The organism is Neobacillus sp. PS3-12 (assembly GCF_030915385.1).
GTDB lineage: Bacteria > Bacillota > Bacilli > Bacillales > Cytobacillaceae > JAEVLT01.
The window spans coordinates 4,240,047-4,255,332 of record NZ_CP133268.1; the positions used below are offsets into that span (position 1 = coordinate 4,240,047).

Consider the following 15,286-nt stretch of genomic DNA (forward strand, 5'->3'; position numbering starts at 1 on the left):
ACTGGCGAGTTTTCTTTATTTTAAACATTGCTTATTATCAATCATAATGGAAAAATAGAGATAAATGAGAATAGGGGGATATAATGGTGAAGGACAAAAAAATATTATTGTGTGTAACTGGAGGTATAGCTGTATATAAAGCTGTCGCATTGACAAGTAAGCTTGTTCAAGCAGGGGCGCAGGTTAAGGTGCTGATGAGTGATTCTGCCGCAAAATTTGTCACACCATTATCCTTTCAAGCCCTATCCCGAAACGAAGTATATACCGACACGTTTGACGAGAAAAACCCTCAAAAAATTGCTCACATTGACCTTTCTGATTGGGCCGACCTTGTCATCGTCGCTCCGGCAACCGCAAACACGATTGGTAAAATGGCCAGTGGAATCGCAGATAACATGATTACAACAACTTTATTAGCAACAACAGCTCCAGTATGGATTGCCCCTGCCATGAATGTACATATGTACGAACACCCCGCTGTCAAAAAGAACCTTGCTATTTTAGCAGAAATGGGCTGCCAATTTATCGAGCCTAGTGAAGGTTTTCTTGCCTGCGGGTACATAGGGAAAGGTCGTCTGGAGGAACCGGAGAAAATCGTTGCTTTGATCGAAAAGTTTTTTCATAAGGAACCATTAAGTTTAGAAGGCAAAAAGGTGGTTGTTACCGCTGGCCCAACAAGGGAAAAGATCGATCCTGTCCGCTTTATTTCCAATCATTCTACTGGGAAAATGGGCTATGCCCTTGCAGAAGCTGCAAAAAAAGCTGGTGCAAAAGTCGTCTTAATTTTAGGTCCTGTGTCAATTTCTGCCCCTACTGGTGTGGAAGTCATTAAGGTTGAAAGTGCCCAAGAAATGTATGATGCCTGTGTCAATGTTTTTGATGATGCTGATGTTGTGATTAAAACAGCTGCCGTAGCAGATTATCGGCCAAAAACAAGTTATGACCATAAAATTAAAAAGCAGCCAGGAGATGCGGTCATTGAGCTTGAAAGAACAAAGGATATTCTTAAAGAGCTTGGACTAAGAAAAACAAACCAAATTCTTGTCGGGTTCGCTGCAGAAACAAATCATATCGAAGAGTACGCAATAAAGAAGTTAAGAGAAAAAAATGCAGATATGATCGTGGCTAATAATGTTAAAGAAGCTGGGGCAGGCTTTGGCACTGATACCAACATTGTGACCCTTTTCAAAAAGGATGGAACAGTCGCAAACTTGCCCTTAATGGCAAAACAAGCAGTCGCAGATAAAATTATCGCTGAAATTTTTCAGCTGATAAAGGATCGGGAGCAATGAATGTTGCCAGTGTTATTGTAGATGTCCCGGCAAAACAAACTGATAAAGCGTTTGATTATCTTATTCCAGATAAATGGATGGACATTATTCAGCCTGGGATTAGGGTAATTGTTCCGTTTGGACCCAGAAAAATTCAAGGATTTGTTATTGGTTTAAAATTGCACTCGGACTTTGATAAATTAAAGGAGATTATTGAACCGATCGATTTGGTACCTGTCTTAAATAAGGATTTATTAGAGCTTGGACATTGGTTAACGGAAAGCACATTAAGCTTTAAAATTATCACCTACCAAGCGATGCTTCCCGCTGCGTTAAAAGCAAAGTATGAGAAAAAAGTAAGCTTGGCTCCGGGAATTAATCGTGAAGAACTTCCAGAGGAACTACAACCTCTGTTTCAAAATAATCGGGAATTGGCGTGGGATCTTGTATTGAATTCCAGCCTTGAACGGAAATTGCATAAAGAAGCAGCTGCAGGAAAGTTAGAAGTGATTTATGAAGTAAAAGAACGGCTTCATAAGAAAAAATTAAAATATGTTCTTCCCCTCATGTCAGCAGAAGAATTAACAATGGAACTCGAGCAAATACCGGCACGAGCAGGGAAGCAAAGAGAGCTAGTAAGTTATTTTATTTTAAATTCCGCCCCGATTGAATATAGAAAGCTTCATGATTTAGGATTGTCTGCTTCTGCAGTGAAGCCTTTGGCTGCAAAAGGCTTAATAGCAGAAAAGGATATGGAGGTTTATCGTGACCCATATGAAAATCGGGAATTTAAAAGGACGAGTCCTCTTTCCTTAACAGCAGCACAAAAGGAAGCAATTGAACCAATTCTAGATAGTATTCAAAATAATCTCCATAAAGTATTTTTACTTTATGGGGTAACAGGAAGCGGTAAAACAGAAATTTATTTGCAATCGATTCAAGATGTTATTAACAGAGGGAAAGAGGCCATTGTACTTGTTCCGGAAATTAGTTTAACACCGCAAATGGTTAATCGCTTTAAAGGGCGATTTGGTGATCTTGTTGCTGTTATGCACAGCGGCTTGTCCGCAGGTGAAAAATATGATGAATGGCGAAAGATTCAACGTAAGGAAGTTAAGGTCGTTGTAGGGGCAAGGTCAGCGATTTTCGCACCATTTGAAAATCTAGGCATTATGATCATTGATGAAGAGCATGAAACAAGCTATAAACAGGAAGAAATGCCTCGCTATCACGCAAGAGATGTCGCCATTGAAAGAGCTGTTAGATCGAACTGCCCTGTTGTCTTAGGAAGTGCAACACCAGCTTTAGAATCCTTTGCCAGAGCGAAAAAAGGCGTTTATGAACTCTTAACCCTTCCTAGCCGAATGAATGAACAGGCACTGCCTGCGGTAGAAATCATTGATATGCGTGAGGAACTAAGAGGCGGCAATCGTTCGATGTTTTCAAGAACCTTATTTGAAAAATTGCAGGAGCGCCTTGAAAAAAAACAACAAACGGTCCTGTTTTTAAATAAACGTGGATTTTCATCATTTGTCATGTGCAGGGATTGCGGTTATGTCGTCAATTGCCCAAATTGCGATATTTCCTTAACCTATCATCGCGTAACAGAACAAATGAAATGCCACTATTGCGGTTATGAGGGCAGGGTGCCAGCCGCATGCCCTGAATGCGGCAGTGAGCATATTCGCTATTTTGGAACAGGGACACAGAAAGTTGAGGAAGAGCTGGGGAAAATCCTTCCTGAGGCAAGAGTGATCCGTATGGATGTAGATACAACGAGTCGAAAAGGATCACACGAGCGTCTGTTAACAGACTTTCAAGAAGGAAAAGCTGATATTTTATTAGGTACCCAAATGATTGCTAAGGGTCTTGATTTTCCGAATATCACTCTTGTGGGTGTTCTCTCTGCGGATACGATGTTGCATTTGCCAGATTTTCGCTCGTCCGAAAAGACATTTCAACTGTTAACACAAGTCAGCGGTCGGGCAGGACGCCATGAACTTCCCGGTGAAGTGGTGATTCAAACCTATACGCCGGAGCATTATAGTATTGAATTATCCGGAAAACAAGACTATGACCTTTTTTATAACCAGGAAATGATGGTAAGGAAAATTCATAAATATCCGCCCTTTTATTATCTTTCAATGATCAATATCAGCCACGAGCAATTAATGAAAGCCGTATCGGTAACGGAAAAGATTGTCCAGTATGTTCGGTCCCGTCTTTCAAATGAAACGGTTGTCCTGGGACCAGTGGCTTCGCCAATCCCGCGAATTAACAATCGCTATCGCTATCAGTGTTTGATTAAATACAAGCGGGAACCAAACTTGACCGTAACTCTAAAGAACATCCTTAATCAATATCAGAAGGAAGCTGCAGCAGGCCTCCAAGTTTCAGTAGATACCAATCCATATATATTGATGTAGCGAAAATCAACAGCCAAATTTAACACAGCCAATTTTTAAATAAAGATTTTTTGGGCGAAAATGAATAATAGCAAATTAACGGTTTATTGGAGGAGCTTTTTTTGACGGTAAAAAAAATAGTCATGCACCCAGCAGAAATATTAGAGCAGGAATGCAAGGAAGTAACAAAGTTTGATAAAAAACTTGGCAAGCTGCTGGATGACATGTATCATACAATGATTGAATATGACGGTGTGGGCTTAGCCGCCCCACAAATTGGATTAGACCAACAAATTGCGGTAGTTGATGTTGAGGACGATCACGGGACAATTGAAATGATCAACCCACGGATACTAGAAACTTCTGGTGAGCAAACAGGCCCCGAGGGCTGCTTAAGCTTTCCAGGAATTTATGGGGAAGTAACAAGACCAAATTACGTAAAGATCGAAGCACTTAATCGAAAAGGAAAAAAGTATACTTTGGAAGCGGAAGGATTTTTAGCACGGGCAATCCAACATGAAATCGACCATTTACATGGTGTTTTATTTACTTCGCTCGTTACCAGGTATTTAACGGATGAGGAGCTAGGAGGACAAGAGGAATGACAAAAATTATTTTTATGGGAACCCCGGACTTCGCCGTTCCTGTATTAAGGCAAGTCATTAATGATGGATTTGAGGTGATTGCAGTCGTAACCCAGCCGGACCGTCCTGTCGGAAGAAAGAAAGTAATGACACCACCGCCGGTAAAGGTTGAGGCTGAAAAACAAGGAATTCCTATTTATCAGCCTGAAAAAATTCGTGAAAAGAATGAACTTGAAAAAGTTTTAGCATTGAAACCTGACCTAATCATTACAGCAGCGTTTGGACAAATTTTACCTAACGAGCTTCTAGAAGCACCAGCCCATGGCTGTATTAATGTTCATGCATCCCTTTTACCAGAGCTTCGAGGCGGTGCACCGATTCATTATGCAATCCTACAAGGCAAGAAAAAAACAGGAATTACAATTATGTATATGGCTGAAAAGCTTGATGCGGGTGATATTATCACACAAGTGGAAGTACCAATTACGGAAGAAGACAATGTGGGTACATTACACGACAAACTAAGCATAGCAGGTGCAAAATTATTATCGGAAACATTGCCCCTGTTGCTTGAAGGAAACCTGACTGCTACACCGCAAGATGAGACGTTAGCAACATTTGCTCCTAATATCAAACGCGAACAGGAAAAAATGGATTGGACAAAATCAGGGGAGGAAATCTATAACCATATCCGCGGATTAAATCCATGGCCGGTTGCTTTCACGATCCTGGATGGAAAGATATTAAAAATCTGGAATGCCGAAAAAATTCCAGGTAAAGCTAGTGGTACCTCGGGAACCATTGTCCAAGTTGGACAAGAGGGAATCACGGTAATAACAGGTGATGATACCCTGATAAGGATTAAAGAGCTTCAGCCTTCTGGTAAAACGAAAATGTCTGTAGAGGATTTTTTAAGGGGAGCAGGGTCCAAACTAACGACAGGGGTTAAGCTAGGAGAGTAATAATGAATTCGAAGAAAAAGAATGTTCGTGAAACAGTGCTTGAATTGTTAGAGACAATCGAAAAAAATCAATCGTACAGCAATTTGCTTCTGCATCATGCGATTGAAAAAAATTATTTGCCAACAAAGGATATCGGGTTATTAACGGAACTAACGTACGGTACTTTGCAAAGAAAAATGACGCTGGATTTCTTTTTAAAGCCTTTTTTAAAAAAAGCGAATAAAATAGAAAGCTGGGTCAAAAATTTGCTGCGGCTTACCCTTTATCAGATGGTCTATCTTGATAAAATACCTGATCGGGCAGCGATTTTTGAAGCTGTAGAAATTGCTAAAAAACGCGGTCATAAAGGAATCGCAAGCATGGTAAATGGTGTTTTGAGAAGCATTCAACGCGAGGGTCTTCCTTCCCTTACATCGATTGAAGATGCCGCAGAACGGCTTGCGATCGAGACAAGCCATCCCCAATGGCTGATCAAAAGATGGATTGAGCAATTTGGCTATGAAAGAACAAAGGCAATGGGCGAGATCAATCTTACGGCGCCGCTGCAAACGGCAAGGGTCAACACCACCAGGATTACCAGAGAAGAATGCTCCAAGCGTCTTCTTGAAGAAGGATTTCAATTAGAACTAAGTCCGATCATACCTGAAGCAATTCGAGCATTAAAAGGAAATCTTGCATCATCCGCTGCGTTTAAGGAAGGCTTGCTGACGATTCAGGACGAAAGCTCCATGCTCGTTGCTTATGCGCTTGGTGCAGCAAAAGATGAAATGGTGTTAGATGCATGTGCAGCTCCGGGAGGCAAGAGTACCCATATTGCCGAAAAAATGAAAAATAGGGGACAAGTGATCTCACTTGATCTTCATGAACACAAAGTAAAATTAATCAACGATAATGCAAGAAGACTTGAGCTGCACAATATCCAAACAAGAACAATGGACTCTCGCCAAGCAGCTGAAAATTTTCCTCCAGAGTCCTTTGATCGAGTTCTTCTCGATGCCCCATGCTCAGGGCTTGGTGTGATGAGAAGAAAGCCCGATATGAAATATACAAAAAAAGAACAGGATATATTTCAATTAAGCAATATCCAGCGAGACTTGCTGGAATCTGTCTCATCCCTTGTAAAAAAAGGCGGGGTACTTGTTTATAGTACGTGTACGGTAGACCGTGAAGAAAACGAAAATACGGTTGCGGACTTTTTGAAACACCATCTTGATTTTGAAGGGGACACTAACTTTAAAGATAGGATGCCCGAAGCCGTACGTCCGCTTATTATTGGTTTTGACCTCCAGGTCTTACCGCAAGACTTTGGCTCAGACGGATTTTATATTGCTTGCTTAAGAAAGAAGGTGTAACGGTTGGAACAAATTAATACAACCATGACAAACGAAGCAACAGAAACAATCAAACCCTCCATTTATTCACTACAACTGCCGGCATTAAAAGGGTGGTTAGCTGAAAATGGTGAAAAACCATTCCGTGCAGAACAAGTTTTTGATTGGCTCTATAAAAAAAGAATTTCTTCCTTTGAGGAAATGAGCAATGTATCAAAAGGGTTAAGAGATAAGCTGGAGAGCGCTTTTGTGATTACGACGTTAAAAACAATCATTAAACAAACATCTTCTGATGGGACAATCAAGTTTTTATTTGAGCTTCATGATGGTTATTCCATTGAAACGGTGTTAATGCGCCATGATTACGGAAATTCGGTTTGTGTTACAACCCAAGTGGGTTGCCGCATTGGCTGTACCTTCTGCGCTTCTACTTTAGGAGGACTAAAGCGCCACCTTGAGGCAGGAGAAATTGTTTCTCAGGTAGTTACTGTTCAGCAGGCCTTGGATGAAACCGATGAACGAGTCAGTTCAGTCGTCATTATGGGAATCGGTGAACCATTTGATAATTATGACAATATGTTGTCTTTTCTAAAAATTATCAATCACGAAAAAGGGCTAAATATTGGTGCTCGTCATATTACGGTTTCAACAAGCGGCATTATTCCAAAAATTTATCAGTTTGCCGATGAAAATATGCAAATCAATTTTGCCATCTCCCTACACGCTCCAAATACCGAATTGCGGTCAAAATTAATGCCGATCAATAAAGCTTATAAACTTGATGACTTAATGGATGCAGTGCGGTATTATATCGATAAGACAGGAAGGCGGATTAGTTTTGAATATGGCCTGTTTGGCGGTGTAAACGATTCGGTTGCACATGCCGAAGAATTATCTCTTCTTTTAAAAGGGCTAAAATGTCATGTTAATCTAATACCTGTTAACTATGTTCCAGAGCGGAATTATGTTAGAACGCCAAAAGATCAAATCTTTGCTTTTGAAAAAACATTAAAGAAAAATGGGATTAATGTAACCATCCGCCGAGAGCACGGTCATGATATCGACGCAGCATGTGGACAACTTCGTGCAAAGGAGCGGAAAGAGGAGACGAGGTGATCGAATGAAAGCTGTATTTATGACACACCAAGGTAAAGTTCGCCAGCATAATGAAGATTCTGGCGGGGTTATTTTAAATCCTGAAGGTCATCGCCTAGCCATTGTTGCCGATGGAATGGGCGGTCACCTTGCTGGTGAGGTAGCGAGCGGGATGACATTAACAGAATTAAAAAAACAGTGGGAAATCGCAAAAGGAATTAATACGGCTGACATAGCAGAAAAGTGGTTAAAAGAGCATATTTCAAATGTAAATGAAATTTTGTTTAACCATGCCCGCAATCATTCTGAATGTGATGGAATGGGGACAACCATTGTTGCCGCCATTAGCACAGAGCATTTCGCTACCGTTGCCAATATCGGTGACAGCCGATGCTATTTGCTAAATGAATCAGGGTTTAAACAGGTTACGGAAGACCATTCTCTCGTAAACGAACTTGTTCGATTTGGGCAAATTTCTAAGGAGGATGCAGAGCACCATCCGCGGAAAAATGTATTGCTGCGCGCCTTAGGCACAGAGGAAAAAGTAGAAATGGATATTAAAACGATTATTTTTGAAGCAGGCGACGTTCTATTATTATGCTCTGATGGGTTGTCCAATAAAGTAAGTGAAGAAGAAATGAAAGAAATACTCGCAAACGATGATGAACTGGAGCAAAAAGCAGCAAAGCTTATTTCTCTTGCAAACGACTATGGCGGTGAAGATAATATTTCCCTGGCGATTGTTGAGTTTTCTGAACCTAGTGAGGGTGTTAAATAGATGATGATTGGGAAAAGAATAAGCGGCCGTTATAAAATTTTGGATATGATCGGCGGCGGGGGAATGGCCAATGTTTATCTCGCGCATGATATGATCCTTGATCGAAATGTAGCCGTAAAAATGCTCCGACTTGATCTAACAAATGATGAAGAATTTATTCGCAGGTTTCACAGGGAGGCGCAGTCAGCAACAAGTCTAACGCATCCCAATATTGTGAATATCTTTGATGTTGGTGAAGAAGATGATATTTATTATATCGTCATGGAGCATGTTGACGGTCAAACATTAAAACAATACATACAGCAATATTCTCCCATAAGTGTGGAAGAGGCAATTGGAATTATGCGCCAGTTAACCTCAGCCATTGCACATGCCCATCAAAATAATATTGTCCACCGCGATATTAAGCCGCATAATATTTTGGTAGATCGGGATGGGAAAGTAAAAATAACCGATTTTGGAATTGCGATGGCCTTGAGTGCAACAAGTATTACGCAGACCAATTCTGTTCTGGGTTCTGTTCATTATTTATCGCCTGAACAAGCCCGCGGAGGAATGGCAAATAAAAAATCGGATATCTATTCCCTTGGAATTGTCTTTTTTGAACTTTTAACAGGCAGACTGCCTTTTTCAGGTGAATCAGCAGTCTCGATTGCCCTTAAGCATTTACAATCCGAGACACCATCAGTAAGAAGATGGAATCCGGATATACCGCAAAGTGTAGAGAATATCGTTTTAAAAGCAACGGCAAAGGACCCTTTTCATCGCTACAATAGTGTCGAGGAGATGGAGGAGGACCTTAGAACAGCACTCGACCCTGAGCGTTTAAATGAACCGAAGTTTTATATTCCGATCGATGAAGAAGCAACTAAAGCAATTCCGATCATCACCAGTGATCACCCTATACAAAGTTTGGACGAAACCCTCGTTCATAATACAGATAAACATATAATTAAATCGCCAGATGACACAAAAAAGGGGAATAATAAGAAAAAACGTAAAAAGTGGCCGATTATTTTAATTTCCAGTTTAGCCGCACTAGCCATTATTGTGATTTTAGTTATTTTTACATTACCGAGCTTTTTTCCAAAGGATGTTACGATTCCTGATGTCAGCGGTTTAAACTATGATGATGCGGTTTCTTCACTTAGTACCAAAGGCTTCGTGATTGGTAAAACAAGTACGATGACGGATGATAAGATCGAAAAAGGCAAGGTTATTAAAACGGACCCCGAGGCAGGCACTACAGCTAAAGAGGGGACGAAAATTAATTTATATACATCATCTGGCAAAAAGAAATATGAACTTAGTGATTATACTGGACGCCAATACGATGATGTGGCCAGCCTCTTAAAAGGCCAAGACTTTAAACATATTACCAAAACCGAGGCCTATAGTGATAGTGATCCAGCCGGAACCATCATTGGACAAGATCCTCCTGCTGGGAAAAAGGTTTCACCTGATAGTGCAGTTATAACCTTTAAAGTAAGTAAAGGGCTGAAAAAAATTACGCTAAAAGATCTTACACAATACAGCTCAAAAGCAGCTCAGGATTATGCCCAATCGGAAGGCTTAACATTTGACGGTAGCCAGCAACAATACAGTGACACTGTACCTGCAGGAATGGTAATCTCTCAATCGCCGACTGCTGGAACAGAAATGCAAAAGGGAGATAAGGTTTCGGTTATTATTTCAAAGGGTGTAGAAGAAAAACCGCCAAAAGCGTATAAACAAGAAGTTTCAATCCCATATCAGCCTACAGAACCAGGGAAAACACAAAGTATCCAAATATATATTGATGATATGAACCATACTCTTACAGTCCCGGCTGATACCTTCAATATTTCAGAAGATAGTAAAAGAGAGATTGATTTAAATATCGCAGATGGGAAAACAGCTGAATATAAAGTAGTGCGTGATGGCACCGTAATTACTGATGAATTTGTTAATTATGATAATGTACAGTAAAACAAGTTCTAAAAGCTTGCTGTGAAAAAAGTAACCCAAATTAGTTGAAGTTTACGAAAGAAATGGCAATCTGCCAAGGAGTGTTGCTATGCCTGAAGGAAAGATCATCAAAGCTTTAAGTGGATTTTATTATGTCCTTCAAAATGATGAGATCATTCAATGTCGGGGGAGAGGGGTGTTTCGAAAAAATAAAATTACTCCTCTCGTCGGAGACGAAGTTGTTTTTCAAGCTGAAAATGTACAAGAAGGATATATCCTTGAAGTTAAAGAAAGAAAAAATGAATTGGTTCGGCCTCCGATTGCCAATGTGGACCAGGCCATTCTTGTTTTTTCTGCAGTTGAGCCAGATTTCAGTCCTATTTTATTAGACCGTTTTCTGGTCTTGATTGAATTTAATCATATACAACCGCTAATTTGTATAACCAAATTAGATTTAGCGACACCCGAACAACATTTGAAAATTGAACAATACGTTGAAAGCTATCGGCGTGCAGGTTATGTCGTCATTTTAACTTCGAGTGAAACCGAAGTAGGCATTGAACAGCTTTTCCCGCAGTTAGAAAATAAAATTTCTGTATTTGCGGGACAATCGGGTGTTGGTAAATCGTCTTTATTGAATGCTTTAAAACCCGAACTTGATCTAAAGACAAATGATATTTCTTCGCATCTTGGACGGGGAAAGCATACAACCAGGCATGTAGAATTAATTCATGTTGGTCATGGTCTCGTTGCGGACACCCCTGGATTTAGTTCACTGGAATTTACAAACATTGATGCCGAAGATCTAACCTTTTGTTTTCCTGAACTGCAAAAGGAGAGTGAATATTGTAAGTTCAGAGGCTGCCTCCATTTAAAGGAACCAAAATGTGGTGTGAAGGCAGCTGTTGAATCTGGAGAAATTCCAGCATTTCGCTATGAGCATTACTTAGATTTTTTACAAGAGATAAAAGATAGAAAGCCGAGGTATTAAAGAGATGGTAAAAATTGCACCGTCCATATTATCTGCAGACTTTGCAAAATTGGGGGCAGAGGTTTTAGATGTTGAACAAGGTGGTGCAGATCTCATCCATGTTGATGTAATGGATGGACATTTTGTACCTAATATTACGATTGGGCCCTTGATTGTAGAGGCAATTAGGCCTGTTACAAAGCTTCCGCTTGATGTTCACTTAATGATTGAGGATCCTGACCAATATATTGAGGCATTTGCAAAAGCGGGAGCAGATTATATAACCGTTCATGTGGAGGCCACAAGACATCTTCACCGTACCCTTCACTTGATTAAATCTTTAGGAGTGAAGGCAGGAGTTGTGCTTAATCCAGCAACACCAGTCGAAACGATTCAGCATATTATTGCTGATATTGATATGGTACTGCTAATGTCGGTTAACCCAGGTTTTGGCGGTCAAAAGTTTATTCCCGAGGTATTGCCTAAAATCAAGAAAGTAAAAGAATTAGCTGCCGAAAAAGGAGCTGCCATTGAAATTGAAATTGATGGCGGTGTCAATCCTGAAACAGCCAAGCTTTGCATCGAAGCTGGAGCAACCGTTCTTGTTGCCGGCTTTGCTGTTTACAATCAAGAAGACCGAAAAAAAGCCATTGAATTAATAAGAGGTTAATGGAAAAAGCTAGCGTAGTTGCTGGCTTTTTTCTTTGAAGGGAGTTATAACAGATGATCATCAATATTTTAGGAGGAGGACCTGCAGACCTGCTCCCTGAATTAAATAATTACTATGAAGCGGATAGCATCTGGGTTGGCGTAGATAGAGGAGTGTATACCCTAATAAGCAGTGGTATTCAACCCGACATTGCCTTTGGTGACTTTGACTCCGTATCCACTGAAGAATTAACTGAAATTGAAAAAAAAGTAAAACACCTAGAAAAATTCAAACCTGAAAAAAATGAAACCGATATGGAACTGGCCTTAAATTGGGCAATAAAACAGAAACCAGACCAGATACGAGTTTTTGGTGCAAGCGGCGGAAGGCTTGACCATTTTTTCGCTAACGTTCAACTATTAATCAAACCTGTCTTAGCAGGGACAGAAACTGAAATTTTTCTGATTGACCGCAAAAATATCATTTTTGTGAAAGCAGCAGGAAAATATGAAATAAAAAAAATGTATGAAAAAAAATATATTTCTTTTATCCCCGTTACCTTAAATATTCAGGATCTCACGCTTGAAGGCTTTAAGTACCCTTTAAAAGATTGTCATATTTCAATTGGTTCGACATTATGTATTAGTAATGAGCTTATTAGGGATTGTGGTACTTTTTCTTTTTCAGAAGGCATATTAATAGTGGTAAGAAGCAATGATTAAAAAGCTTATTAAAAGTAAGTACTTATTTCTTTCCTTTGAATAATATGATATGGTGTTACGCTCAAGCAGTGTAAGATTGTGAGGAGGGACAATATGAAATTTTATACAATTAAACTGCCGAGATTCTTAGGCGGACTTGTCCGAGCGATGATTGGGGCTTTTAAGAAAAACGACTAAAATAAATGTATTTTCTAAAAACCTATCAAAAACTGTGCACCCTATTTTAGGGTGCCTTTTACATTAGAGCGCAAAACACAGCCTAAAAATAAAAAGACACCCATAAAGGATGTCTAATTGATGTTGCGTTTTATACGCGCTCTACTTTACCGGATCTTAACGCTCTTGTAGAAACCCAAACACGTTTTGGTTTTCCATCAACAAGAATACGAACTTTTTGAAGGTTTGCACCCCATGTGCGCTTATTAGCGTTCATTGCGTGAGAACGTGCGTTACCAGTAGTTGTTTTTTTACCAGTTATAACACATTTACGTGGCATATTTTTCCCCTCCTTAATAACCAAAAGCAATAATGCTTTAAAAAGACTAATTTAGATGTTTCCATCGGTTAGATAAAGAAAATGGTATAACCATATTTCCTGCCTAAAGATACTTTAATAATTTATCATACAACGTATTAGATTGCAATAGTATAACGCGTAGCTTTCAAGAAAAATACCTTGACATTGAGAAAATAGATGGGGGATAGCGATCTATTTATTGTTATAATACAGAAACAAAAATAATCAAGTTTCTGATTGATTTTAGCAATTTAAACCATAAAAATAAAGCTTTTATCCTAAAATAATATAATTTTATCTCTATTGTTATAATACAGGGTTTTGATTAGTTAAAATAGATTGAAAAAGGGAGAAAAGGAGAAAAAAAGTGGACTATCAAAATCGAATTAAAAATCCTCATTTGCTTGATCGCATAATGAGCGCAGAAGAAGCAATCAATTATATTAAAAACGGTATGAGTATTGGTTTCAGCGGATTTACCTCTTCAGGTGATCCTAAAGTGATTCCTGTAACACTTGCTGAACAGGCTAAAAAAGAGGGGCAGCCATTTAAAATAAATGTCTATACGGGAGCTTCTGTTGGACCTGAAATTGATACCGTTTTAGCTGAAGCTGGCATTGTAGGGCTACGACTGCCTTTTCAGTCTGATAAACATACACGAAATGAAATCAATAAAGGAAATATCGATTATTTAGATCCCCATCTATCAGATACAGCTGATATGATTCGTGATCAGGTCATTTCTATTGATGTGGCTGTTGTGGAAGCGGTTGCCATTACGGAAGAAGGTTATATTGTACCGACTACTTCCGGTGGAATAACTGCATTTTCATCGAAAATGCGAAAGAAGTACTTGTGGAGTTAAACCTTGCACAGGTTCCAGAATTGGAAGGGTTTCATGATGTGTACAACCTTGGGCCGCACGAAGGGCGGCAGCCTATTCCTTTGACTGCCGTCGATCAACGTATTGGAACGCCTTATATTAAAGTGGATCCTGAGAAAATTAAAGGAATTGTTATTACCGATCAGATTGACACACCAAAGTCGCTTGTGGAACCGGATGAAGATACCAAAAAGATTGCAAATCATTTAATCAACTTCCTGCGTGAACAAATAAAGGCTGGAAAACTACCAGAGCCCTTGCCGCCTCTTCAATCGGGTGTAGGTTCTGTTGCCAATGCAGTTTTCTATGGATTCCTGGATTCGGAATTTAAAGATTTGACGTTATACTCTGAAGTGTTGCAAGATGCTGTCATCGACTGTATTGATGCAGATAAAATCAGATTTGCATCCGGCGGTGCATTTACCCTATCAAAAGAAAAAATGGACCATGTATTTGGTAACTTGGAAAACTATCGAGATAAAATTGTCCTGCGCCCACAAGAAATTTCCAATAATCCAGAAGTTGCACGTCGTCTTGGATTAATTACAATGAATACTGCACTTGAATTTGATATTTATGGAAATGTAAATTCAACCCATGTTATTGGTACGAAAATGATGAACGGGATCGGCGGCTCTGGAGACTTTACCCGCAGTGCCCGTATTGCAATATTCGTAACAAAATCTGTTGCAAAAGATGGAAAAATTTCAAGTGTTGTTCCTTTCGTTTCGCACGTTGACCATATTGAGCATGATGTAGATGTATTAATTACAGAGCAAGGTGTCGCTGACTTAAGGGGACTGACTCCAAGGCAGAGGGCACTCGTGATCATTGAAAATTGTGCGCATCCTTCATATCGTCCTCAATTATATGATTATTACTATGAGGCTCTAACACGAGGCGGACACACACCACATGTAATGGAAAAAGCTTTGTCGTGGTATGTGAATTTTGAGAAAAATGGTAGCATGCTTGCAGAAGAAGCTATGAAAGTAAAATTATAATTCTTGCTTTTTGTTTGTGAATGAATAAGGAGCGATCCTTTTCGCAGAAAGGTTGTTTTACATAAAATGTAAAGCAGCCTTTTTGTTTATGCTAATAAGAAAGTATAAATTTTTACCAAAATTTATACTTTCTTATTAGCATAAGTGCAACTACGCCTCTGTCTTCGC

Annotated in this window: 13 protein-coding genes and 1 pseudogene; 13 read left to right on the plus strand and 1 reads right to left on the minus strand. The window is 39.5% G+C overall.

The window, feature by feature from the left end; all coding sequences use genetic code 11:
* The first annotated feature begins 83 nt into the window (after positions 1 to 83).
* From coaBC to spoVM, 12 genes are all read left to right on the plus strand, one after another.
* Entirely contained in the window at positions 84 to 1,292 is a 1,209-nt protein-coding gene (gene coaBC / locus RCG17_RS21435; RefSeq protein ID WP_308172094.1) for a bifunctional phosphopantothenoylcysteine decarboxylase/phosphopantothenate--cysteine ligase CoaBC, read from the plus strand.
* On the plus strand, positions 1,289 to 3,697 hold the full coding sequence (gene priA, locus RCG17_RS21440) for a primosomal protein N' (RefSeq protein ID WP_308172095.1): 2,409 nt from the start codon (positions 1,289 to 1,291) through the stop codon (positions 3,695 to 3,697). The genes coaBC and priA overlap by 4 nt, the downstream gene beginning before the upstream one ends.
* Before the next feature lie 101 nt (positions 3,698 to 3,798).
* Positions 3,799 to 4,281 carry a peptide deformylase gene (gene def / locus RCG17_RS21445; protein ID WP_308172096.1) on the plus strand — a complete coding sequence of 161 codons (483 nt, stop codon included), beginning with the start codon at positions 3,799 to 3,801 and terminating at the stop codon, positions 4,279 to 4,281.
* Positions 4,278 to 5,222 (plus strand): methionyl-tRNA formyltransferase, encoded by a 945-nt coding sequence (gene fmt / locus RCG17_RS21450; protein ID WP_308172097.1) that lies wholly within the window; start codon positions 4,278 to 4,280, stop codon positions 5,220 to 5,222. The genes def and fmt overlap by 4 nt, the downstream gene beginning before the upstream one ends.
* Positions 5,223 to 5,224: 2 nt before the next feature.
* Positions 5,225 to 6,574 carry a 16S rRNA (cytosine(967)-C(5))-methyltransferase RsmB gene (rsmB, locus tag RCG17_RS21455; protein ID WP_308172098.1) on the plus strand — a complete coding sequence of 450 codons (1,350 nt, stop codon included), beginning with the start codon at positions 5,225 to 5,227 and terminating at the stop codon, positions 6,572 to 6,574.
* Positions 6,575 to 6,598: 24 nt separating this feature from the next.
* Positions 6,599 to 7,669 carry a dual-specificity RNA methyltransferase RlmN gene (rlmN, locus tag RCG17_RS21460; protein WP_308175909.1) on the plus strand — a complete coding sequence of 357 codons (1,071 nt, stop codon included), beginning with the start codon at positions 6,599 to 6,601 and terminating at the stop codon, positions 7,667 to 7,669.
* 4 nt (positions 7,670 to 7,673) lie between these two features.
* Positions 7,674 to 8,426, plus strand: a complete 753-nt coding sequence (locus RCG17_RS21465; protein ID WP_308172099.1) for a Stp1/IreP family PP2C-type Ser/Thr phosphatase — start codon at positions 7,674 to 7,676, stop codon at positions 8,424 to 8,426.
* Positions 8,427 to 10,394, plus strand: a complete 1,968-nt coding sequence (gene pknB, locus RCG17_RS21470) for a Stk1 family PASTA domain-containing Ser/Thr kinase (protein WP_308172100.1) — start codon at positions 8,427 to 8,429, stop codon at positions 10,392 to 10,394.
* A gap of 88 nt (positions 10,395 to 10,482) precedes the next feature.
* Entirely contained in the window at positions 10,483 to 11,364 is an 882-nt protein-coding gene (gene rsgA / locus RCG17_RS21475) for a ribosome small subunit-dependent GTPase A (RefSeq protein ID WP_308172101.1), read from the plus strand.
* A gap of 4 nt (positions 11,365 to 11,368) precedes the next feature.
* Positions 11,369 to 12,013 carry a ribulose-phosphate 3-epimerase gene (gene rpe / locus RCG17_RS21480; protein ID WP_308172102.1) on the plus strand — a complete coding sequence of 215 codons (645 nt, stop codon included), beginning with the start codon at positions 11,369 to 11,371 and terminating at the stop codon, positions 12,011 to 12,013.
* A 53-nt stretch (positions 12,014 to 12,066) separates the two neighbouring features.
* The gene (locus tag RCG17_RS21485; protein ID WP_308172103.1) at positions 12,067 to 12,714 is read left to right on the plus strand and encodes a thiamine diphosphokinase; all 648 of its coding nucleotides are present in this window, start codon (positions 12,067 to 12,069) and stop codon (positions 12,712 to 12,714) included.
* Between the two features lie 93 nt (positions 12,715 to 12,807).
* A complete protein-coding gene (spoVM, locus tag RCG17_RS21490) occupies positions 12,808 to 12,891 on the plus strand; it encodes a stage V sporulation protein SpoVM (protein ID WP_256236150.1) in 84 nt (27 codons plus the stop codon).
* Positions 12,892 to 13,021: 130 nt separating this feature from the next.
* Here spoVM and rpmB read toward each other — a convergent pair whose 3' ends face one another.
* Positions 13,022 to 13,210, minus strand: coding sequence for a 50S ribosomal protein L28 (gene rpmB, locus RCG17_RS21495; RefSeq protein WP_256235977.1), 189 nt, complete (start codon positions 13,208 to 13,210; stop codon positions 13,022 to 13,024).
* A gap of 436 nt (positions 13,211 to 13,646) precedes the next feature.
* Between rpmB and RCG17_RS21500 the strand changes: the two are divergent.
* Positions 13,647 to 15,118: pseudogene (locus RCG17_RS21500) on the plus strand (succinate CoA transferase).
* The last annotated feature ends 168 nt before the right edge of the window (positions 15,119 to 15,286 follow it).

What these genes read in the sequence shown, in the direction of transcription:
- coaBC (WP_308172094.1), top strand. Translation starts at nt 84, where the DNA reads ATGGTGAAGGACAAAAAAATATTATTGTGTGTAACTGGAGGTATAGCT.
- rlmN (WP_308175909.1), top strand. Translation starts at nt 6,599, where the DNA reads ATGACAAACGAAGCAACAGAAACAATCAAACCCTCCATTTATTCACTA.
- RCG17_RS21465 (WP_308172099.1), top strand. Translation starts at nt 7,674, where the DNA reads ATGAAAGCTGTATTTATGACACACCAAGGTAAAGTTCGCCAGCATAAT.
- priA (WP_308172095.1), top strand. Translation starts at nt 1,289, where the DNA reads ATGAATGTTGCCAGTGTTATTGTAGATGTCCCGGCAAAACAAACTGAT.
- rsgA (WP_308172101.1), top strand. Translation starts at nt 10,483, where the DNA reads ATGCCTGAAGGAAAGATCATCAAAGCTTTAAGTGGATTTTATTATGTC.
- RCG17_RS21485 (WP_308172103.1), top strand. Translation starts at nt 12,067, where the DNA reads ATGATCATCAATATTTTAGGAGGAGGACCTGCAGACCTGCTCCCTGAA.
- rpmB (WP_256235977.1), bottom strand. Translation starts at nt 13,210, where the DNA reads ATGCCACGTAAATGTGTTATAACTGGTAAAAAAACAACTACTGGTAAC.
- rsmB (WP_308172098.1), top strand. Translation starts at nt 5,225, where the DNA reads ATGAATTCGAAGAAAAAGAATGTTCGTGAAACAGTGCTTGAATTGTTA.
- pknB (WP_308172100.1), top strand. Translation starts at nt 8,427, where the DNA reads ATGATGATTGGGAAAAGAATAAGCGGCCGTTATAAAATTTTGGATATG.
- fmt (WP_308172097.1), top strand. Translation starts at nt 4,278, where the DNA reads ATGACAAAAATTATTTTTATGGGAACCCCGGACTTCGCCGTTCCTGTA.
- spoVM (WP_256236150.1), top strand. Translation starts at nt 12,808, where the DNA reads ATGAAATTTTATACAATTAAACTGCCGAGATTCTTAGGCGGACTTGTC.
- rpe (WP_308172102.1), top strand. Translation starts at nt 11,369, where the DNA reads ATGGTAAAAATTGCACCGTCCATATTATCTGCAGACTTTGCAAAATTG.